Origin of the sequence: Atlantibacter hermannii (assembly GCF_009907385.1) — a bacterium.
GTDB lineage: Bacteria > Pseudomonadota > Gammaproteobacteria > Enterobacterales > Enterobacteriaceae > Atlantibacter > Atlantibacter hermannii_A.
In genome coordinates this window covers 143,908-162,749 of the sequence record NZ_JAAATR010000049.1, presented here as the reverse complement: position 1 = coordinate 162,749, position 18,842 = coordinate 143,908, and the positions used below count along the sequence as shown (strand labels likewise).

22 protein-coding genes and 1 other RNA gene are annotated in these 18,842 nt (G+C 54.2%); 16 read left to right on the top strand and 7 right to left on the bottom strand.

Features of this window, described 5'->3' with window-relative positions; all coding sequences use genetic code 11:
• Positions 1-11: 11 nt before the first annotated feature.
• The 10 genes from exuR (at position 12) to GV764_RS14325 (ending at position 5,825) form a co-directional block, all read left to right on the top strand.
• Positions 12-791: a transcriptional regulator ExuR gene (gene exuR, locus GV764_RS14370; protein WP_125294297.1), complete on the top strand. Its 780-nt coding sequence runs from the start codon at positions 12-14 to the stop codon at positions 789-791.
• A gap of 322 nt (positions 792-1,113) precedes the next feature.
• On the top strand, positions 1,114-1,776 hold the full coding sequence (gene yqjA, locus GV764_RS14365; protein ID WP_161660734.1) for a DedA family general envelope maintenance protein YqjA: 663 nt from the start codon (positions 1,114-1,116) through the stop codon (positions 1,774-1,776).
• Between the two features lie 4 nt (positions 1,777-1,780).
• Positions 1,781-2,158 carry an EnvZ/OmpR regulon moderator MzrA gene (mzrA, locus tag GV764_RS14360; protein WP_161660733.1) on the top strand — a complete coding sequence of 126 codons (378 nt, stop codon included), beginning with the start codon at positions 1,781-1,783 and terminating at the stop codon, positions 2,156-2,158.
• Positions 2,159-2,302: 144 nt separating this feature from the next.
• Entirely contained in the window at positions 2,303-2,671 is a 369-nt protein-coding gene (locus tag GV764_RS14355; RefSeq protein WP_161660732.1) for a DUF1090 domain-containing protein, read from the top strand.
• Positions 2,672-2,699: 28 nt separating this feature from the next.
• A complete protein-coding gene (locus tag GV764_RS14350; protein ID WP_161660731.1) occupies positions 2,700-3,002 on the top strand; it encodes an ElaB/YgaM/YqjD family protein in 303 nt (100 codons plus the stop codon).
• 1 nt (position 3,003) lies between these two features.
• Positions 3,004-3,402 (top strand): phage holin family protein, encoded by a 399-nt coding sequence (locus tag GV764_RS14345; protein WP_161660730.1) that lies wholly within the window; start codon positions 3,004-3,006, stop codon positions 3,400-3,402.
• Positions 3,399-3,689 (top strand): YqjK-like family protein, encoded by a 291-nt coding sequence (locus GV764_RS14340; protein ID WP_161660729.1) that lies wholly within the window; start codon positions 3,399-3,401, stop codon positions 3,687-3,689. The genes GV764_RS14345 and GV764_RS14340 overlap by 4 nt, the downstream gene beginning before the upstream one ends.
• Positions 3,690-3,884: 195 nt before the next feature.
• Entirely contained in the window at positions 3,885-4,277 is a 393-nt protein-coding gene (locus GV764_RS14335) for a DoxX family protein (RefSeq protein WP_125294290.1), read from the top strand.
• Positions 4,278-4,344: 67 nt separating this feature from the next.
• Entirely contained in the window at positions 4,345-5,331 is a 987-nt protein-coding gene (locus GV764_RS14330; RefSeq protein ID WP_161660728.1) for a glutathione S-transferase family protein, read from the top strand.
• A 128-nt stretch (positions 5,332-5,459) separates the two neighbouring features.
• Positions 5,460-5,825 (top strand): DUF805 domain-containing protein, encoded by a 366-nt coding sequence (locus tag GV764_RS14325; RefSeq protein WP_161660727.1) that lies wholly within the window; start codon positions 5,460-5,462, stop codon positions 5,823-5,825.
• A gap of 27 nt (positions 5,826-5,852) precedes the next feature.
• Here the strand turns inward: GV764_RS14325 and yhaJ are convergent, their stop codons facing one another.
• Complete coding sequence (gene yhaJ / locus GV764_RS14320; RefSeq protein ID WP_125294287.1) at positions 5,853-6,755, bottom strand: DNA-binding transcriptional regulator YhaJ; 903 nt, start codon at positions 6,753-6,755, stop codon at positions 5,853-5,855.
• A gap of 104 nt (positions 6,756-6,859) precedes the next feature.
• On the opposite strand from yhaJ, the gene GV764_RS14315 reads away from it, so the two are divergent.
• Complete coding sequence (locus GV764_RS14315) at positions 6,860-7,561, top strand: pirin family protein (protein WP_161660726.1); 702 nt, start codon at positions 6,860-6,862, stop codon at positions 7,559-7,561.
• A gap of 21 nt (positions 7,562-7,582) precedes the next feature.
• A complete protein-coding gene (locus GV764_RS21990) occupies positions 7,583-7,735 on the top strand; it encodes a hypothetical protein (RefSeq protein WP_201743194.1) in 153 nt (50 codons plus the stop codon).
• Between the two features lie 145 nt (positions 7,736-7,880).
• Here the strand turns inward: GV764_RS21990 and GV764_RS14310 are convergent, their stop codons facing one another.
• The 6 genes from GV764_RS14310 to GV764_RS14285 all read right to left on the bottom strand — a co-directional run bounded on the left by GV764_RS14310 (position 7,881) and on the right by GV764_RS14285 (position 13,947).
• Positions 7,881-9,002, bottom strand: coding sequence for a JmjC domain-containing protein (locus GV764_RS14310; RefSeq protein WP_161660725.1), 1,122 nt, complete (start codon positions 9,000-9,002; stop codon positions 7,881-7,883).
• A 269-nt stretch (positions 9,003-9,271) separates the two neighbouring features.
• An RNA gene (gene rnpB, locus GV764_RS14305) (RNase P RNA component class A) lies at positions 9,272-9,650 on the bottom strand.
• Between the two features lie 39 nt (positions 9,651-9,689).
• A complete protein-coding gene (garK, locus tag GV764_RS14300; protein ID WP_161660759.1) occupies positions 9,690-10,835 on the bottom strand; it encodes a glycerate 2-kinase in 1,146 nt (381 codons plus the stop codon).
• Positions 10,836-10,900: 65 nt separating this feature from the next.
• Entirely contained in the window at positions 10,901-11,791 is an 891-nt protein-coding gene (garR, locus tag GV764_RS14295) for a 2-hydroxy-3-oxopropionate reductase (RefSeq protein ID WP_161660724.1), read from the bottom strand.
• A 33-nt stretch (positions 11,792-11,824) separates the two neighbouring features.
• Complete coding sequence (garL, locus tag GV764_RS14290) at positions 11,825-12,592, bottom strand: 2-dehydro-3-deoxyglucarate aldolase (protein ID WP_161660723.1); 768 nt, start codon at positions 12,590-12,592, stop codon at positions 11,825-11,827.
• 26 nt (positions 12,593-12,618) lie between these two features.
• Complete coding sequence (locus tag GV764_RS14285; RefSeq protein WP_161660722.1) at positions 12,619-13,947, bottom strand: MFS transporter; 1,329 nt, start codon at positions 13,945-13,947, stop codon at positions 12,619-12,621.
• 397 nt (positions 13,948-14,344) lie between these two features.
• Here GV764_RS14285 and garD point away from each other — a divergent pair, with 397 nt between their 5' ends.
• The 4 genes from garD (at position 14,345) to GV764_RS14265 (ending at position 18,597) form a co-directional block, all read left to right on the top strand.
• Positions 14,345-15,916 (top strand): galactarate dehydratase, encoded by a 1,572-nt coding sequence (gene garD, locus GV764_RS14280; RefSeq protein WP_161660721.1) that lies wholly within the window; start codon positions 14,345-14,347, stop codon positions 15,914-15,916.
• A gap of 532 nt (positions 15,917-16,448) precedes the next feature.
• On the top strand, positions 16,449-16,919 hold the full coding sequence (gene gatA / locus GV764_RS14275) for a PTS galactitol transporter subunit IIA (RefSeq protein WP_161660720.1): 471 nt from the start codon (positions 16,449-16,451) through the stop codon (positions 16,917-16,919).
• A gap of 14 nt (positions 16,920-16,933) precedes the next feature.
• The gene (gene gatB / locus GV764_RS14270; RefSeq protein WP_125294279.1) at positions 16,934-17,218 is read left to right on the top strand and encodes a PTS galactitol transporter subunit IIB; all 285 of its coding nucleotides are present in this window, start codon (positions 16,934-16,936) and stop codon (positions 17,216-17,218) included.
• Between the two features lie 5 nt (positions 17,219-17,223).
• Entirely contained in the window at positions 17,224-18,597 is a 1,374-nt protein-coding gene (locus tag GV764_RS14265) for a galactitol-specific PTS transporter subunit IIC (protein WP_161660719.1), read from the top strand.
• Positions 18,598-18,842 lie beyond the last annotated feature (245 nt).

The following is an 18,842-nucleotide window of genomic DNA, read 5'->3' as shown; positions in this document are numbered from 1 at the left end:
CGGAGTTGCATATGGAAATCACAGAATCTCGCCGACTTTATCAGCAGCTCGCGGCTGAGCTGAAAAGCCGTATCGAGCAAGGCGTTTATCTGGTGGGTGATAAACTCCCTGCCGAGCGCTTTATTGCTGATGAAAAAAACGTGAGCCGCACTGTGGTTCGTGAAGCCATCATCATGCTTGAAGTGGAAGGTTACGTTGAGGTCCGTAAAGGGTCGGGCATTCACGTGATTTCTAATCAGGCGAAATACCATTCAATGCCGGATGAACAGCAGTTTGAGTTCGCCAGCTATGGTCCTTTTGAGTTATTGCAGGCGCGCCAGCTGATTGAAAGCAATATCGCTGAATTCGCCGCCACGCAGGTGACCAAGCAGGACATCATGAAGCTGATGGAAATCCAGGATAAAGCGCGCAACGAGAAATGCTTCCGCGATTCTGAGTGGGATTTGCAGTTTCACGTTCAGGTCGCGCTGGCGACCCAGAACAGCGCGCTGGCGGCGATTGTCGAAAAAATGTGGACCCAGCGCGTGTATAACCCGTACTGGAAAAAACTCCACGAACACATCGATTCCCGCACCGTGGATAACTGGTGCGACGATCATGACAAAATCCTAAAAGCGCTGATTCGTAAGGACTCCCATGCGGCGAAACTGGCCATGTGGCAGCACCTCGAAAACACCAAACAAATGTTGTTTAACGAAACCAGCGATGACTTTGAATTTAATGCCGATCGCTATTTATTCGCTGAAAATCCCGTGGTTCATCTGGATACTGCCGCCAATAGCGTAAAATAATCTCTATTCTTCCTGCGAGGGTAAGCAAACCATGTATTGTGTCAGCGTTTGTAAATACCCTCGCCAGCGCCTCCCCCGGTAAGCAAAATCAATCGTCAACAACGCGCAAATTTTATGACGTATTGCGCCGCGCTTTGTTACAATTAGACGCAATTCTTGGCTACAGTGTAAGTACCCACTCACTTTGCCAACCTGACAAGGAATAGTGCAGGTGCGATGTAATGCATAGCTTGAAGTGGTCACCCCATTAATAATCACAATGTCCACGATGCTGTTTCCTTTTTAAAACCTTTGGCTTTAACCGATGTGCCAGGAAAATTGAATGGAACTGTTTACCCAACTGTTAAACGCGCTGTGGAGCCAGGACTTCGAGACGCTGTCCAACCCCTCCATAGTGGGTATGCTGTACTTTGTGTTGTTTATGATTCTGTTTCTGGAAAATGGCCTGTTACCTGCCGCTTTTTTACCGGGAGACAGTTTATTAGTGCTGGTGGGCGTGCTGATTGCCAAAGGGACCATGGGCTTTCCGCAGACGATTTTATTGCTTACCGCGGCGGCCAGCCTCGGATGCTGGCTCAGCTATATCCAGGGACGATGGCTTGGCAATACGCGGATTGTGCAAAACTGGCTCTCCCATTTGCCCGCGCACTATCATCAACGCGCCCATCACCTGTTCCATAAGCACGGTTTATCTGCGTTGCTGATTGGTCGTTTTATTGCGTTTGTGCGCACGCTGCTGCCCACCATTGCCGGTCTGTCAGGGCTAAACAACGCGCGCTTCCAGTTCTTTAACTGGATGAGCGGGCTGCTGTGGGTCTTGATCCTCACCTCGTTGGGTTACCTGCTGGGTAAAACACCGGTATTTTTAAAGTATGAAGACGCGCTGATGAGCTGTCTGATGCTGCTGCCGGTGGTGCTGCTGGTGTTTGGCCTGGTGGGTTCGTTAGTGGTGTTATGGAAGAAGAAATACGGAAATCGAGGTTAAAAGGATGCGACAAAAACGGTGGGCCAGGCTCACGCTGGTAACAGGAGGAGCGCTGGTGCTGATCTCACTCTGCGTGGCGCTTTCGGCGCTGCGCAATACCGAGTCGACGCTGGAAATACGCGCCACGGCGCAGGGCGCGGCTATTCCGGACGGTTTCTCCGTCTGGCACCATCTTGATGCCAACGGCATCCGCTTTAAGAGCATTACGCCGCAGGACGATATCCTGTTGATTAAATTCGATTCCAGCGCACAGAGCGAAGCCGCCAAAGAGGTGCTTTACCGTTCTCTGCCGCACGGCTTTACCATCGCGCAACAGGAAGACGATAACCTGGCCTCCAGCTGGTTATCCCGTATTCGTAGCGAATCCCGCCACTTAGGTTAAGACTTCCAGGATTCTGAATCTTTTCAGTTTCTTTGGGGTTTGCGCCATTACTTACTATGCTTAGTAAGCGCAATCCACGCCACCCGCGCCGTTAATAATCTGGAACATGCAGCGTTTCGCTGCAACACAATGGAAGGTTTATCAATGAAATACCGCACTATCCTGGCATGTATCCTTTTCTCAACGACTGTTGCTGCGCAAGCCGCCTCGTTATGCCAGGAGAAGGAACAGGAAATCCTTCGAGAAATTAGCTATGCCGAAAAGCATAACAACCAAAATCGCATCAACGGTCTGAACAAAGCGTTAAGCGAAGTCCGCGCTAACTGTTCCGACAGCGATTTACGCGCTAAGCATCAGCAGAAAATTTCCGAACAACAAGCTGAGGTTTCTGAACGCCGCGCCGAGTTACACGAAGCGCAGCAAAGCGGCGATCGAGAAAAGATTTCTAAACGCGAGCGTAAGTTGAAAGAAGCTGAAGAGGATTTAAAAGCTTTGAAAGCTCGCGATTACTGAGCGTTAACCTCAATCACTGGAGAGAACTATGTCAAAAGATAATTCCGAGCATTTGCGCGCAGAGTTAAAATCCCTGGCTGATACGCTTGAAGAAGTATTGAGCTCATCCAGCGACAAATCGAAAGAAGAGTTGAGTAAACTCCGTGGCAAAGCCGAACGCGCGCTGAAAGAGAGCCGTTATCGTCTGGGTGAAACCGGCGACGCCATTGCAGAACAGACCCGCGTAGCGGCGGCGCGTGCCGACGATTACGTTCGTGAAAATCCATGGACTGGCGTAGGTATTGGTGCGGCAGTCGGTGTCGTACTGGGCGTACTGCTGTCGCGTCGTTGATATGGCAGAGTATCGTCAACCTCAAGGGCCGGGTAAAGGCGTTCTCGGCATCGGACAGCGCATTATCACCATTATCGTTGAGATGGTGGAAACGCGCGTGCGCCTCGCGGTCGTCGAGCTGGAAGAAGAAAAAGCGAATCTCGTTCAAATTCTTCTGATGCTGGGCATGACCATGCTGTTCGCGGCATTTGGGTTGATGAGCCTGATGGTACTGATTATCTGGGCTATCGATCCGCAATACCGTCTGAACGCCATGATCGCGACAACTGCCGTGTTACTGGTGCTGGCGCTTATCGGCGGATTGGTGACGTTGCGAAAAGCGCGTAAATCCACTCTGCTGCGCCATACCCGTAAAGAACTGGCTAACGATCGTGATCTACTGGAGGAGGATAAGTCATGAACAAGGCTGAACGCGAATTGCGCAAAGCCATGTTGATAACCCAGGTCCACCAGCAGCGGCTCGACCTTGCGTCGAGCCGACGCGACTGGCTTGAGGCGACCGGTTCTTACGATCGCGGCTGGCATACCCTATTGGGCCTGCGCTCGTGGTTGCTGGTCGGCAGCAGTATTGGCGCAATCTGGACCATCAAAAACCCTAATTTCTTGCTGCGCTGGGGGAAACGCGGGTTTGCGGCATGGAGCGCATGGAAGCTGCTTAAAAACACCGTTAAAGATCAGTCACGCTAATTTCCCCTCTTCCCTCTTAGCCAATAAGAGGGAAACACCCTTCCTCAATATATTTGAATAACTTTGACAGTTTTCCTTGCTTACAATCAATCTCCCATCTGTCTATTATCCATTTCAACGACCGACATGGCCGAATTAACTGAATAAATTAACGCTGACACACACAGCAAAAAGACAGATCCCCCGGAGAGAAAAATGAAAAAATTTGAAGATGTAGGTATCCTGGTTGCGCGTATTCTGATGCCAATCCTGTTTATCAGCGCTGGCTGGGGCAAAATCTCCGGATATGCGGGCACTCAGCAGTATATGGAAGCGATGGGTGTGCCGGGCTTTATGCTGCCGCTGGTGATCCTGCTTGAGTTTGGCGGCGGTCTGGCAATCCTGTTTGGTTTCCTGACCCGCACTACCGCAATTATTACCGCCGTGTTTACGCTGCTGACGGCTTTCCTGTTCCACAGCAACTTTGCCGAAGGCGTGAACTCGCTGATGTTTATGAAAAACCTGACCATTGCCGGCGGCTTCCTGCTGTTGACTATCACCGGTCCTGGCGCTATCAGCATCGACCGCGTGCTGAATAAAAAGTGGTAAGTCATCTATAATGAATTAAAAAAAGCGAGGGTTGTTCCTCGCTTTTTCCATTCCGGGGAGGAACACAATGGGACAACTGGTTGACGGCGTCTGGCACGATATCTGGTATGACACAGCCTCAACGGGCGGACGTTTTAAGCGTTCGGAAGCGGCGTTTCGCAACTGGCTGACCGCCGATGGCGCGCCCGGCCCGAACGGCAAAGGCGGTTTCGCCGCAGAGAAAGATCGCTACCATCTCTATGTTTCCCTCGCCTGCCCCTGGGCGCACCGCACGCTGATTATGCGCAGCTTAAAGGGGCTGGAATCCTTTATTTCGGTTTCCGTGGTGCATCCGCTGATGCTGGAAAACGGCTGGACCTTTGGCAATGATTTCCCGGACGCGACGGGTGATACCCTCTACGATCATCAGTTCTTATATCAACTTTATCTCCATGCCGATCCGCACTACTCGGGCCGCGTGACGGTGCCGGTGCTGTGGGATAAGAAGAATGAAACCATCGTCAGCAACGAGTCGGCGGAAATTATCCGTATGCTCAACAGCGCCTTTGACGCTCACGGCGCGCGGGCTGGCGATTACTATCCGCCAGCGCTGCGTGAGAAAATCGATGAGCTGAACGGCTGGATTTATGACAATGTGAATAACGGCGTTTATAAAGCCGGATTTGCCACCAGCCAGCAAGCCTACGATGAGGCGGTGGAGAATGTGTTTAGCCACCTGGAACGGCTGGAACAGATTCTTGGCCGCCACCGTTATCTGACCGGCGACCAACTTACCGAAGCCGATATTCGTCTGTGGACTACGCTGGTACGATTCGATCCGGTGTATGTCACCCACTTTAAATGCGATAAATATCGCATCAGCGATTATCTGAACCTGTACGGTTTCCTGCGCGATATTTACCAGATGCCGGGCATTGCCGAGACGGTGAATCTGGCCCATATCCGCAACCATTATTACCGCAGCCACAAAACAATTAACCCTACCGGGATTATTTCCATTGGGCCGGAACAGGACTTGAGCGAACCTCACGGGCGCGATGAGCGCTTCCGCTAATGCATCAGGCATCCTTCGGGATGCCTTTTTTATTCAGACAAAGAATATTTACCGCTTATTCATTCACGTCTATTCTTGAAGTGATCGCTTACAAAACAAGTGATTATTGCTGAAGAGGCCAGGAACAGATGGATTGGTATTTTAAAGTCATTCGTAACTATATTGGAATTGGTGGCCGGGCGCGTCGTAAGGAATACTGGATGTTCGTGCTGGTTAACGTGATTTTAACCATCGTGTTAAGCATCGTGGACAGTATTCTCGGTTGGCAAACGGAGAATGGTCAGGGATACCTGGCGGGTATTTACGGCATACTGGTGTTCCTGCCCTGGTGGGCAGTGCAGTTCCGCCGTTTGCATGATACCGATCGCTCCGCCTGGTGGTTACTGCTGCTGTTGATCCCGGTTATCGGCTGGATTGTTATTTTCATCTTCAACTGCCAGCGCGGCACGCCGGGTGAAAACCGTTTCGGCCCCGACCCGATTCGCGAAATCTAATGGCCGCCGTGCGGCCATCATTATTAATCAACTGCGCATGTGGGCGAAAAGTTTAGGGATCTCACGCAGGCACCAGGCTTTCGCCTCACCCATGCTGTCGCGACGCCAGGCCATGATGATATCGATCTCATGGGTCGATTCCGGGCTCACCACGCGCAGCCGCCCTTCCGCGATATCTTTTTCAACCAGCGGATAGGGCATGGTCGCCACGCCCATGCCCGCCAGCAGCGCGTTTCTTTTATCTTCGATAGAACTGACCGTCAAACGCGGCTGCTTATCCAGCAACTGCACCGTTAATACCGGGCGCTCGCGGGCGGTATCCGCGACCGCCACGCCGCGGTATTTCACGCGCGTGACTTCAGACAGCGGCTCCGGCTCCTGATGGATTGGGTGATCCGGCGCGGCGACGTAAACATTCATCAGGCTGTAGAGCTTGCGAGAGTTGATTTCAGACGACGATCGGAAGTGCATATCCGGCGCGATAACGATATCGGCGCGTCCCTGTTCCAGCCGCTCCCAGGCACCTGCCAGTACTTCGGTAATAATGGAAAGCTGGGTATTGGCTTTATCCGCCAGCTTATCCACCAGCGGAAACAGCGCGGAGGTAGGCACCAGCGCCTCAGTGACGAGAGTGAGATGGGTTTCCCAACCGCGCGCCAGCGCTTCGGCGTCGGTGGTGAGCTTATCGGCGGCTTCCAGCAGCACGCGCCCACGCTCCAGCAGCATGCGCCCGACGTTAGTGAATTTGGTGCGGTGCCCGGAGCGGTCAAAAAGCACCACGTCCAGCTCTTCTTCCAGCTTCTGCATGGTGTAGCTGAGCGCGGACGGAACACGCCCCAGTTCATCCGCTGCGGCAGCGAAACTGCCGCGCCGGTCGATTGCGTCCATGACGCGTAACGCTTCCAGCGTCAATGCTCTTTCTTTAGCCATCGGGTGCTCATTCAGGAAATTTGAACATACCCAGCAGATTAACTGGCTAACAATGCAGCGTCCAGAGCCTTAACATAAAAGCTGGTAAAGAGAGGTCAAGAATTATGATTACGACGAGAACAGCCAAACAGTGCGGGCAAGCTGACTATGGTTGGCTGCAAGCTCGCTACACCTTCTCCTTTGGGCACTACTTCGATCCAACATTACTGGGTTATGCCTCACTGCGAGTGCTTAACCAGGAAGTACTGGCGCCAGGCGCGTCCTTCCAGCCGCGCACGTTCCCGAAGGTGGATATCCTGAATATCATTCTGGAAGGCGAAGCGGAATATCGCGACAGCGAGGGTAACCACGTTCGCGCCTCCACCGGAGAAGCGCTGCTGCTGGCCACCCAGCCGGGCGTAAGTTATAGCGAGCACAACCTCAGCAAAGATCAGCCGCTGACGCGCATGCAGCTGTGGCTGGACGCCTGCCCGGAACGGGAGAACCCGCTGATTCAAAAAATTGACATTCTGCCCCAGGCAACCCAGCTGCTGGCGACGCCGGACGGCAGCAATAACAGTTTGCAGCTGCGCCAGCAGGTCTGGCTGCACCATATCGATCTCTGTGCGGGCGAGCGCCTGTCGTTCCAGCTTCACGGGCCGCGCGCCTATCTGCAATCGATTCACGGCACCGTTAATGCGCTATCTCATCGCGATGAGAAACAGATTTTAACCTGCGGCGATGGCGCGTTTATTCGTGACGAAACTAACGTAACGCTGGTCGCAGATTCACCGCTGCGGGCATTGCTGATAGATTTGCCGGTGTAAAAACTGTCCGGGAAGGATGATATGAAAAAACACAAAGGAAACGCGCAGCAAACCGCTGCGTCAAAAGAGCAAGAATCGCCAAAACGCCAGGAATGGGGCTATGAAGAGATGCTCACCGAGCTTGAAGCCATTGTCAGCGGCGCCGAACAGCGGCTTGAGCAAGAAGAGCAGTAATACTCACTAACCCGCGTGGGGTTAATCACACCACGCGGGGTTGTCGCTGACGGCGGTATCGACTCAACCGGTTAGTGGCGGATAAATAGAAAAAAAGCCGCAGCACGAGGTGCTACGGCCTGTTTCCCTCCCCGAGCGCGCAGGGTTATTCGTCGAAATACCAGTAGCCCTGATTAATCAACCCGGTTAGCTCGGCCGCAAACGCCGGATTCGCCAGCGCCGCACCTAACTGTTCTTTACCGAGCAGGGTGTAACGGCACAGCGCATCCGCAGCCTGCGGATCGACCGTTTCCAGCTTCTCGCTGTTAATGAAGAAATTGTCACCAATATGCAGTACCCGCAGCCCGCTAAGGCGCGTCAGCGTTTCGCCATCCATCAGAGCGCCCACCACTTCGTCCACCTCATACGGCGGTTCTGCCGGGGCGATATCCAGTTCGTGGCGCGGCGTTGTCGCGAAGCGGCCAAACCACTGTTTGAAATCTTCCGGCTGGTTGATCATGGCGATCATCATGTCGCGCAGGCGATCCAGTTCGTATTCCTCAACGCGGCCCGGATGTTCCCGGCAGGTTAAGTCCGGATCGCTGTAATGCTCGCCGCCGAGATCGTTTTCCAGCGCATAGTCCGCGAAGCTGCTGATCAGATCGCGGCCATTTGGCCCACGAAAACCAACGGAGTAGTTAAGCGCGGTTTGATGGGTAAAACCGTCGTGCGGGAATCCCGGTGGGATGTACAGAATATCGCCCGGCTCAAGATCTTCATCGATGATCGGCGGGAAAGGATCGACATGCAGCAGCGCCGGATGCGGGCAGAACTGGCGCATCGGCAGTTTATCGCCCACGCGCCAGCGGCGGCTGCCCATGCCCTGAATGATAAACACATCATACTGATCGATATGCGGGCCCACACCGCCGCCCGGCACGGAAAACGAGATCATCAAATCGTCCAGCCGCCAGTCAGGCAATACGCGGAACGGCTTTACCAGCTCTGCGGAAGGCATATGCCAGTGGTTCACCGCCTGGGCCAGCAGCGACCAGCCGGTCTCGCCTAAGTTATCGAAATCCTCGAATGGCCCGTTGGCGGCTTGCCATTGGCCATTTTTATGGCTGACCAGGCGGCTATCCACTTCGGGTTCCATCGCCAGCCCTGCCAGTTCGTCCGGTGTAATCGGATCGACAAAATTGGGGAAGGCATTTTTCAACACTACAGGTTGTTTTTGCCAGTATTTTTCTAAAAACTCGGGCCAGTTAAGATTCAGTTGATAAGCCATGATGGTGACCATTGTGAAGACAAACGGGCCTGATTATAAAGAGGCGAAGATCTTAGCCGCTTTGTCATTGGTCAAGGTCGGATGCGCCGTCCTGTAAAAATGGACAGTGTAGCGAGATGCTGAAAAAGCAAAACCCCGCCGAAGCGGGGTTTCTAAGGTGTGAAGCTGACCGATAAGCCGCGTTCTTTTCATAGAGAGTGTCGTGGACAGTCATTCATCTTTCCCTGCTTCAGACAAAGCAAAACCCCGCCGAAGCGGGGTTTCTTTATGTGTGAAGCTGACCGATAAGCCGGGTTCTGTCGTGGACAGTCATTCATCTAGGCCAGCAATCGCTCACTGGCTCAAGCAGCCTACCCGGGTTCAGTACGGGCCGTACCTTGTGAACCCCTATTTGGCCTTGCTCCGGGTGGAGTTTACCGTGCCGCGAACTGTTACCAGTCGCGCGGTGCGCTCTTACCGCACCCTTTCACCCTTACCTGATCCCGCTTGCGCGGGCCATCGGCGGTTTGCTCTCTGTTGCACTGGTCGTGGGTTTCCCCCCCAGGCGTTACCTGGCACCCTGCCCTATGGAGCCCGGACTTTCCTCCCCTCCGCCCGTCTCCCCCCGAAAGAGGACGACGACGAAGCGGCGACTGTCTGGTCAGCTTCGGCGCGGAGTATAGAGGGTTTGCGCCTCTCTGTCACGCCTTAAGGCGCGGTATGCATCCCCACGTTCAACGTCGCGGCGATGTTGCGCGAGGCGCGATAGATATTTTCAAACGCGTTCTTTAACGCCTCTTCCAGCGAACCGATGCTGGTCAGCACGCTGAATACCGCGTCGATGCCGTACTGATGCACCACACCAACGTCCGGCGTCAGGCTGCCTGCGATGCCGATCACTGGCTTGTGGTACTTCATCGCCACATTCGCCACGCCTACCGGCACTTTGCCGTGAATGCTCTGGCTGTCGATACGCCCTTCGCCCGTCACCACCAGCGTGCAATCGTGAATATGTTCTTCCAGGTTGAGCGCCTCGGTGACGATCTCAATCCCGCTGCGCAACTCAGCGTTCAGGAACGCCATCAGCGCAGCCCCCATACCGCCCGCCGCACCTGCGCCCGGTACCTCTTTCACGTCCACGCGAAGCGATTTTTTGATCACATCGGCAAAATGGCCGAGATTACGATCGAGCTCAACGATCATGGCTTCCGTCGCGCCCTTTTGCGGGCCAAAAATCCGTGATGCGCCGGTATCGCCCACCAGCGGATTCGTGACATCACAGGCAACGCGAATCGAACATTCGGCGAGGCGCGGATCGAGACCGGAAATATCAATGTTGTTCAGCGCGATTAAACTGCCGCCGCCGTGGCCGATCTCTTTACCGGCCGCATCCGTCAGCTTTGCGCCCAGCGCTTGCACCATGCCTGCGCCGCCGTCATTGGTGGCGCTGCCGCCAATGCCGATAATAATATTGCGCGCCCCGTTATCCAGCGCGTGGAGGATCAACTCCCCGGTGCCGCGCGAGGTAGTAATCAACGGGTTGCGTAAGTTCAGTGGAACCAGCGACAGCCCGCTGGCTTCCGCCATTTCGATAAAAGCAGTCTTTTTATCGCCCGAAATACCCCAGCTGGCATTCACGCGCTCACCCATGGGGCCGGTCACCTGGGTGGTAATTTTGCTGCCGTCAGTCGCCGAAATCATGGCGTCCACAGTACCTTCGCCGCCATCGGCAACCGGTACGCGAACATACTGAGCGTCAGGGAAAATTTCCCGAAATCCTTTTTCGATGGCCTGGGCTACCTCAGCAGCAGGAAGGCTTTCTTTATAAGAGTCTGGTGCTATTACAATTTTCATCATTATTAAGCCCTTCTTGCCGTGCGGGGCGTGAAACCAAGGGCGCGTCCCCGCGCCCTGTTTTATTACCGGGTGATCTCGATCTTCGCCAGTTTCTCGTAGTAGCACGCCAGCGCGCTGTGGTCGTCGTTGCCATGACCATCGGCACGCAGCGCCTGCATCATCTCCATCACCGCCGCGGTCAGCGGCAGCTGTGCGCCCACGCCGTGAGAGGTATCCAGCGCGTTCGCCAGATCTTTAATGTGCAGATCGATACGGAAGCCCGGTTTGAAATTGCGATCCATCACCATCGGCGCTTTCGCGTCCAGTACGGTACTGCCTGCCAGGCCGCCGCGGATAGCCTGGTAAACCAGATCCGGGTTTACACCCGCTTTGGTCGCCAGCGTCAGCGCTTCAGACATCGCCGCGATGTTCAGCGCCACAATCACCTGATTCGCCAGTTTGGTGACGTTGCCCGCGCCGATGTCACCGGTGTGAACCACGGAACCCGCCATGGCTTTCAGCAGATCGTAATACTTGTCGAAAATCGCTTTATCGCCGCCAACCATCACCGACAGAGTACCGTCGATGGCTTTCGGTTCGCCGCCGCTCACCGGCGCGTCCAGCATGTCGATGCCTTTAGCTTTCAGCGCATCGCTGATTTCACGGCTCGCCAGCGGCGCGATGGAGCTCATGTCGATGACCAAGGTGCCCGGCTTCGCGCCTTCGATGATGCCGTTTTCGCCCAGCGCCACTTCTTTGACGTGCGGGGAGTTCGGCAACATGGTGATGATGACGTCACACTGCTGGGCGATCTCTTTCGGGGTGGTCGCGGTGCTGGCGCCAGCCTCAACGACTTCAGCAATCACCTCGGCATTGCGGTCAGCAACCACCAGGGAATAACCGGCTTTAATGAGGTTTTTACTCATTGGTTTACCCATGATGCCCAGGCCAATAAAACCAACTTTCAGTGTCATAGCGTTAATCTCTCTCGTTAATTACGGGGGTGGTTATTTTTTAAAAGCGTCACACAGTTTTTGGGTGGCGGAGCGAAACACGCCTAAATCGCTGCCCACGGCAACAAAGGTCGCGCCCCATTCCAGATAGCGACGGGCGTCGGCTTCAACCGGCGCCAGGATGCCTGCCGGTTTGCCGTGCGCTTTGGCGCGTTCGAAAATGTACTGAATGGCGCGCTGCACGTCCGGGTGGTTGGCGTTACCCAGATGGCCCAGCGCGGCGGCCAAATCGCTCGGGCCGACGAAGATGCCGTCCACGCCGTGGGTCGCGGCAATCGCGTCAACGTTATCCACGCCCTGCTGGCTTTCGATTTGCACCAGGATGGTGATGTTCTTGTTCGATTCGGTCAGATAATCCGGCACGGTGCCAAACATGTTGGCACGATGAGAAACCGATACACCGCGAATGCCTTCCGGCGGATAGCGGGTGGACGCCACCGCCTGCGCCGCTTCCTCCGCCGTTTCCACAAACGGGATCAGGAAGTTGTAGAAACCAATATCCAACAGACGCTTGATGATGATCGGCTCGTTGGTCGGCGCGCGAACCACCGGCGCACTGTGGCTGCCTTTTAACGCCATCAGCTGCGGGATAAAGGTGGTGACATCGTTCGGCGCGTGTTCGCCGTCCAGCACGATCCAGTCAAAACCTGCCAGACCCAGCACCTCGGCGCTGATCGGATTCGCCAGGGCGGACCAGCAGCCGATTTGGGTCTGTTTAGCCGCCAGCGCGGCCTTGAATTTGTTAGGGAAAATAGCGCTCATTCTCTTTACCTTAATGTCATCGATGCTTATTTCTGCAGTTCCATACGCTTGATGTCGCCGACCACGAACAGGTAGCAAACCATCGCCATCAGGGCGGAACAGCCCACGAACAGCAGCGCAGCGTTAAAGGAGTGCAACTCACTCACCAGATAGCCAATCACCAGCGGGGTGACGATAGAGGCAACGTTACCAAACACATTGAATACCCCGCCGCACAGGCCGACAATTTCTTTCGGCGCGGTATCGGAGATCACCGGCCAACCCAGCGCGCCAAAACCTTTACCGAAAAACGCCAGCGCCATCAGGGCAATCACCAGCACGGTGTTGTCGGTGTAGTTACACAGAATGATGGTCGATGCCAGCAGCATGCCCAGCACAATCGGCAGCTTACGGGCCAGCGTCAGCGAATGGCCGCGTTTAATCAGCGAATCCGAGAACACGCCGCCCAGCACGCCGCCGGCAAATCCGCACAGCGCCGGGATAGACGCCACCATCCCCACTTTCAGAATCGACATGCCCTTTTCCTGTACCAGGTAAATTGGAAACCAGGTGAGGAAGAACCAGGTGATGGTGTTGATAAAGTATTGGCCGAAAAATACGCCCAGCATCATGCGGTTGGTCAGCATCTGCTTGATGTAATGCAGTTTAGGGCCGCTATCCGTGCTGGTTTTTTTGTGGTCCATATCGACCACGGCGCCGCCTTTCTTGATGAACTCCAGCTCAGCCGCAGACATGTTCGGGTGGTCGGTCGGGTTATGGATAAATTTGACCCACATAAACGTCAGCACAAAGCCAATCGCGCCCATCACGGTGAAGACGTGCTCCCAGCCCCATGCGAAAGTCAGCCAACCCAGCAGCGGCGAGAAGATCGCCAGCGAGAAGTATTGCGCCGAGTTAAAAATCGCCGAAGCCGTGCCGCGCTCTTTGGTCGGGAACCAGGCCGCCACGATCCGGGCGTTGGCCGGGAATGAGGGCGCTTCAGAGAAGCCGAGCATAAAGCGCATCAGGAACATCGATACGCCCGCCCACGCCAGCGGCACCATATCCACAAACCCCTGCAGGAAGGTAAACAGCGACCAGAAGAACAGGCTGTAGGTATACACTTTCTTCGAACCGTAGCGATCAAGCAGCCAACCGCCCGGAATTTGCATCAGCAGGTAGGCCCATCCGAACGCGGAGAAGATGTAACCCATGGAAATCGCGCTGAGCTGAAGCTCTTTCGCCACTTCGGTCCCGGCGATTGACAGGGTAGCGCGGTCGGCGTAGTTAATTGCAGTAACAATAAAAATAATCAGCAATATATAATATCGGGTATGCATACCCTTTTTTGTTTCACTGGCGGTATCAAGCATCATATTATTTACCTCTGGCTCAGGCACTCTATTCGGAATTAAATTCAATCGGTGCGGAAGTGGTATTTATATTTTTAATGTTATTAAGGGATATTAATTTCACACCATTACGTTATGGGTCAGTATAAACAGCACCCTCCAACCTCGCATCATGCATTTGCACAACAAAACATTGCTAAATATCATTTTTGTTTTGCCTAAGCCCAACTTCATGGGCGCTAATCCACAGATTTAATCATTGCCGCCCTTGTCAGCGCTGGCTTCGCGGCGTCTGGTGATCTGCGTTACATTTTTATTTTTGAACACCTGACATTCTTGTCATCATTACGGCTTTATACCGATAAAAATAATATTCCTTAATTTATTAACCATGCCTTGAGCACGCGGAGAATACTGGACAATGGCTAATATTGAAATTAAACAACAACCGCCCGGCGCTTTTTATATTAAAGTGCACGACACTGATAACGTCGCCATCATTGTGAATGATTACGGCTTAAAAGCGGGCACCCGTTTCCCGGATGGTCTTGAGTTGATTGAACATATTCCTCAGGGCCATAAAGTCGCGCTACGCGATATTCCCGCGCATGGCGAAATCATCCGTTACGGCGAAGTGATTGGCTATGCCGTAAAAGATATTCCGCGCGGCAGCTGGATTGAAGAATCCCTGGTGGAACTGCCGAAGGCGCCGCCATTGAATACCCTGCCGCTGGCGACCAAAGTACCGGAGCCGCTACCGCCGCTGGAAGGCTATACCTTTGAAGGCTACCGCAACGCGGACGGCAGCGTAGGGACTAAAAATCTGCTCGGCATCACCACCAGCGTGCATTGCGTGGCGGGCGTGGTGGATTACGTGATTAAAATCATCGAGCGCGATTTGCTGCCGCGTTACCCGAACGTAGACGGCGTGGTCGGCCTGAACCATCTCTACGGTTGCGGCGTGGCGATTAACGCCCCGGCGGCGGTGATCCCCATTCGAACCATTCACAATATCGCGCTGAATCCCAACTTTGGCGGCGAAGTGATGGTGATTGGCCTGGGGTGCGAAAAACTGCAGCCGGAACGCCTGTTGCAGGGTACCGAAGACGTGCAGGCCATCGCGGTCGATGACGCCAGTATTGTGCGTTTGCAGGATGAGCAGCACGTAGGCTTCCGCTCCATGGTGGACGATATTCTGCGCGTCGCCGAGCGCCATCTGGAAAAACTCAACCAGCGCAAACGCGAAACCTGTCCGGCTTCTGAACTGGTTGTCGGGATGCAGTGCGGCGGCAGCGACGCGTTCTCCGGCGTGACCGCCAACCCGGCGGTAGGCTACGCTTCCGACCTGCTGGTACGCTGCGGCGGCACGGTAATGTTCTCGGAAGTCACTGAAGTCCGCGACGCTATCCATCTGTTAACGCCGCGCACCGTGGACGAGCAGGTCGGTAAGCGCCTGCTGGAAGAAATGGCCTGGTACGATGATTATCTCGACATGGGCAAAACCGATCGCAGCGCCAACCCATCCCCGGGCAACAAAAAAGGCGGCCTGGCGAACGTGGTGGAAAAAGCGCTGGGGTCTATCGCGAAATCCGGCCAAAGCGCGATCGTGGAAGTGCTGTCGCCGGGCCAACGCCCGACCAAACGCGGCCTGATTTATGCCGCCACCCCGGCCAGCGACTTTGTGTGCGGCACCCAGCAGGTGGCCTCCGGCATCACCGTGCAGGTGTTCACCACCGGTCGCGGTACGCCGTATGGCCTGATGGCCGTGCCCGTGATTAAAATGGCAACCCGTACCGAGCTGGCGAATCGCTGGTACGACTTAATGGACATCAATGCAGGCACTATCGCCACCGGTGAAGAGACCATTGAGCAGGTGGGTTGGAAACTGTTCCACTTCATTCTGGATGTCGCGAGCGGGCGCAAGAAAACCTTCTCCGATCAGTGGGGTTTACATAACCAGCTGGCGGTGTTCAATCCGGCCCCTGTAACCTGATAAACCTTTTCTCTTTCCTTTGCCATTATGCCAGCCACCGTGCTGGCATTTTTTTTTACTGCCGCCCCCTGCCTATCGATTTTTCAGCATTTTCCTGTTCATTCCTGGTACATATTCCGAATGTGTTCGATAACTTTCCTTTGTGAACGCAGATCACAATTACTAAAAACGAAAATGATTAAATTCCTTTCAAAAGAAATATATCGAAAGACAAAGGAAAGGATATGTCATTCATTTCGCAAAACAGATGCACTGACAAAATGCGGTTGGCGTTTCCAGGCAGTTGGGTGCCAAAACGCGCGTTTGCTTCCACATTGAAAAATCATTTTGCGGTCTGTCGCGAAGAAAACGTTGCGCGCTATTTCTTGCACTCGACCGCGGTTTAATACTGACCAGCAAATATCCAGAACCGCGATCCGTAAATAACGTTAATCGACTGAATAACAGCAATTTTATCGTATTGCTGGTGGGCTTTCTTTGCCCTGAATAAACCAAAGACAACCGCGAACTGGCACCGCCAGAGGAGAAAGCCATGACCCAACTGTTCGTTCGTACCGGTATCCACTTTGCCAGCAGCAATGAGGCGCTTGAGCACATTGGTGCGGAAATGCTGGCAAAAGGTGTAGTGAAAACAAGCTATCCGCAGGCGCTAAAACAACGGGAAGCCTTGTTCCCGACAGGCATTGCTCTGGAGCAGCATGCGGTCGCCATTCCGCACTGCGAAGCCATCCACGCTATCTCGCCCGCTATTTACTTGATCCGCCCGGATAAGCCCGTCAGTTTTCAGCGCGCAGATGATGACGGTGACATTGCCGTGCCGCTGATCATTGCGCTGGTCGTTGAAAATCCGGATGCCCAACTCAGGCTGCTGCGCCAGCTATTTAGCGGTCTGCAAAACCCGCAGCGCGTAGAGGCACTGCTGAATACCCCACAAACAGAGCTCGGTAAAGCATTTTGGGAAACGCTGGTCGAACCGCAGCCCAACGCGGCTTCGTCATTCTAAAAAAGGAAAATGTTATGAAACGAAAAGTGATTGTCGCCTGTGGCGGCGCAGTGGCGACATCAACGCTTGCAGCCGAAGAAATTAAAGAGTTGTGCGCGGCACAGGGTATTGAACTCGATCTGGTGCAGTGTCGTGTAACCGAGATCGAGACTTACATGGAAGGGGCCGATCTGATTTGTACTACTGCGCGAGTCGATCGGACCTTTGGCGATATACCTGTGGTGCACGGCATGCCGTTTGTCTCCGGCGTGGGTATCGAAGCATTACAACAAAAAATTCTGGCTATTCTGGAGGAGTAGAAATCATGTTTAACGACATCATGCGTTATATCCTCGATCTCGGCCCGACGGTAATGCTGCCGGTGGTGATCATTATCTTTTCCCTGCTGCTGGGCATGAAGCTCGGTGACAGTTTTAAATCGGGTCTGCATATCGGCATTGGGTTTGTTGGGATCGGGCTGGTTATCGGCTTAATGCTTGACTCTATCGGGCCCGCCGCGAAAGCGATGGCGGAGAACTTCGACATTAACCTGAGCGTGGTGGATGTCGGCTGGCCCGGCTCATCGCCAATGACCTGGGCTTCGCAAATCGCGCTGGTCGCTATTCCGATCGCCATTGCGGTTAATATCATCATGCTAGTGACGGGTATGACCCGCGTGGTTAACGTCGATATCTGGAATATCTGGCATATGACCTTTACCGGTGCGCTGTTGCATCTGGCGACCGGCTCATACTGGATTGGCATTCTCGGCGTTGTGGTCCATGCCGCCTTTATTTACAAGCTCGGAGACTGGTTTGCTAAAGACGTGCGCGACTACTTCGGCCTGGAAGGTATGGCGATCCCGCACGGTACATCCGCTTATCTGGGGCCAATCGCCGTGCTGGTCGATACGCTGATTGAAAAAGTGCCGGGCCTGAATCGGATCCACTTTAGCGCTGATGATGTCCAGAAACGGTTTGGTCCCTTTGGCGAACCGGTTACCGTAGGCTTTGTGATGGGTATTCTGATTGGACTGCTGGCCGGTTATGACGCCAAAGGCGTGCTCCAACTGGCGGTGAAAACCGCCGCCGTCATGCTGCTAATGCCCCGCGTGATTAAACCAATTATGGATGGCTTAACCCCCATCGCGAAACACGCGCGCAAACGCCTGCAGGCTAAATTTGGCGGTCAGGAGTTTTTGATTGGCCTCGACCCGGCACTGCTGCTCGGCCAGACCTCAGTGGTATCCGCCAGCCTGATATTTATTCCGTTGACCATTTTGATTGCCATTGCGGTTCCCGGTAACCAGGTGCTGCCATTTGGCGACCTCGCAACCATCGGCTTCTTTGTGGCAATGGCAGTGGCGGTACATCAGGGAAATCTGTTCCGTACCCTGATTTCCGGCATCATTATTATGTGCATCACCCTGTGGATCGCCACGCAAACCATTGGGTTACATACCCAGCTTGCCGCCAATGCGGGCGCGCTTAAAGCAGGCGGTATGGTCGCGTCGATGGATCAGGGCGGTTCGCCGATTACCTGGCTGCTGATCCAGCTTTTTACCTGGCAAAATATTGTTGGATTTTGCGTTATCGCCGTGGTTTACGCGGCTGGCGTATTTTTAACCTGGCGTAGAGCCAGGGCCTTTATCGCTGCAGAAAAGGAAGCGGCGCTGACGGCTTCACAATCGTCCATTTAAACAGCGGGGGCATCGCCCCCCTGATTCAGGCAATCAGAGTAAGTTCTGCGGCGATTGCTCTCAGGCGCAGGGGCAGAGAAAGTAGTGACGCGCTGTTCAGCTTCTGACGGAATAAGAATCAGACTTTATCCACGCATTGCCCGTGGGAAAGGCAGACGGGATCCCTCCAGGCTGTGCCAGCGTTGAAAATCAGCTCTGTGCACAGCCATCTGTTGTGACCACAGAAGGTAAACCCGAGCCAACGT

Excerpts from the sequence above, each read along its gene's own strand:
- exuR (WP_125294297.1), top strand. The coding sequence starts at position 12 with ATGGAAATCACAGAATCTCGCCGACTTTATCAGCAGCTCGCGGCTGAG.
- yqjA (WP_161660734.1), top strand. The coding sequence starts at position 1,114 with ATGGAACTGTTTACCCAACTGTTAAACGCGCTGTGGAGCCAGGACTTC.
- mzrA (WP_161660733.1), top strand. The coding sequence starts at position 1,781 with ATGCGACAAAAACGGTGGGCCAGGCTCACGCTGGTAACAGGAGGAGCG.
- GV764_RS14355 (WP_161660732.1), top strand. The coding sequence starts at position 2,303 with ATGAAATACCGCACTATCCTGGCATGTATCCTTTTCTCAACGACTGTT.
- GV764_RS14350 (WP_161660731.1), top strand. The coding sequence starts at position 2,700 with ATGTCAAAAGATAATTCCGAGCATTTGCGCGCAGAGTTAAAATCCCTG.
- GV764_RS14345 (WP_161660730.1), top strand. The coding sequence starts at position 3,004 with ATGGCAGAGTATCGTCAACCTCAAGGGCCGGGTAAAGGCGTTCTCGGC.
- GV764_RS14340 (WP_161660729.1), top strand. The coding sequence starts at position 3,399 with ATGAACAAGGCTGAACGCGAATTGCGCAAAGCCATGTTGATAACCCAG.
- GV764_RS14335 (WP_125294290.1), top strand. The coding sequence starts at position 3,885 with ATGAAAAAATTTGAAGATGTAGGTATCCTGGTTGCGCGTATTCTGATG.
- GV764_RS14330 (WP_161660728.1), top strand. The coding sequence starts at position 4,345 with ATGGGACAACTGGTTGACGGCGTCTGGCACGATATCTGGTATGACACA.
- GV764_RS14325 (WP_161660727.1), top strand. The coding sequence starts at position 5,460 with ATGGATTGGTATTTTAAAGTCATTCGTAACTATATTGGAATTGGTGGC.
- yhaJ (WP_125294287.1), bottom strand. The coding sequence starts at position 6,755 with ATGGCTAAAGAAAGAGCATTGACGCTGGAAGCGTTACGCGTCATGGAC.
- GV764_RS14315 (WP_161660726.1), top strand. The coding sequence starts at position 6,860 with ATGATTACGACGAGAACAGCCAAACAGTGCGGGCAAGCTGACTATGGT.
- GV764_RS21990 (WP_201743194.1), top strand. The coding sequence starts at position 7,583 with ATGAAAAAACACAAAGGAAACGCGCAGCAAACCGCTGCGTCAAAAGAG.
- GV764_RS14310 (WP_161660725.1), bottom strand. The coding sequence starts at position 9,002 with ATGGCTTATCAACTGAATCTTAACTGGCCCGAGTTTTTAGAAAAATAC.
- garK (WP_161660759.1), bottom strand. The coding sequence starts at position 10,835 with ATGAAAATTGTAATAGCACCAGACTCTTATAAAGAAAGCCTTCCTGCT.
- garR (WP_161660724.1), bottom strand. The coding sequence starts at position 11,791 with ATGACACTGAAAGTTGGTTTTATTGGCCTGGGCATCATGGGTAAACCA.
- garL (WP_161660723.1), bottom strand. The coding sequence starts at position 12,592 with ATGAGCGCTATTTTCCCTAACAAATTCAAGGCCGCGCTGGCGGCTAAA.
- GV764_RS14285 (WP_161660722.1), bottom strand. The coding sequence starts at position 13,947 with ATGATGCTTGATACCGCCAGTGAAACAAAAAAGGGTATGCATACCCGA.
- garD (WP_161660721.1), top strand. The coding sequence starts at position 14,345 with ATGGCTAATATTGAAATTAAACAACAACCGCCCGGCGCTTTTTATATT.
- gatA (WP_161660720.1), top strand. The coding sequence starts at position 16,449 with ATGACCCAACTGTTCGTTCGTACCGGTATCCACTTTGCCAGCAGCAAT.
- gatB (WP_125294279.1), top strand. The coding sequence starts at position 16,934 with ATGAAACGAAAAGTGATTGTCGCCTGTGGCGGCGCAGTGGCGACATCA.
- GV764_RS14265 (WP_161660719.1), top strand. The coding sequence starts at position 17,224 with ATGTTTAACGACATCATGCGTTATATCCTCGATCTCGGCCCGACGGTA.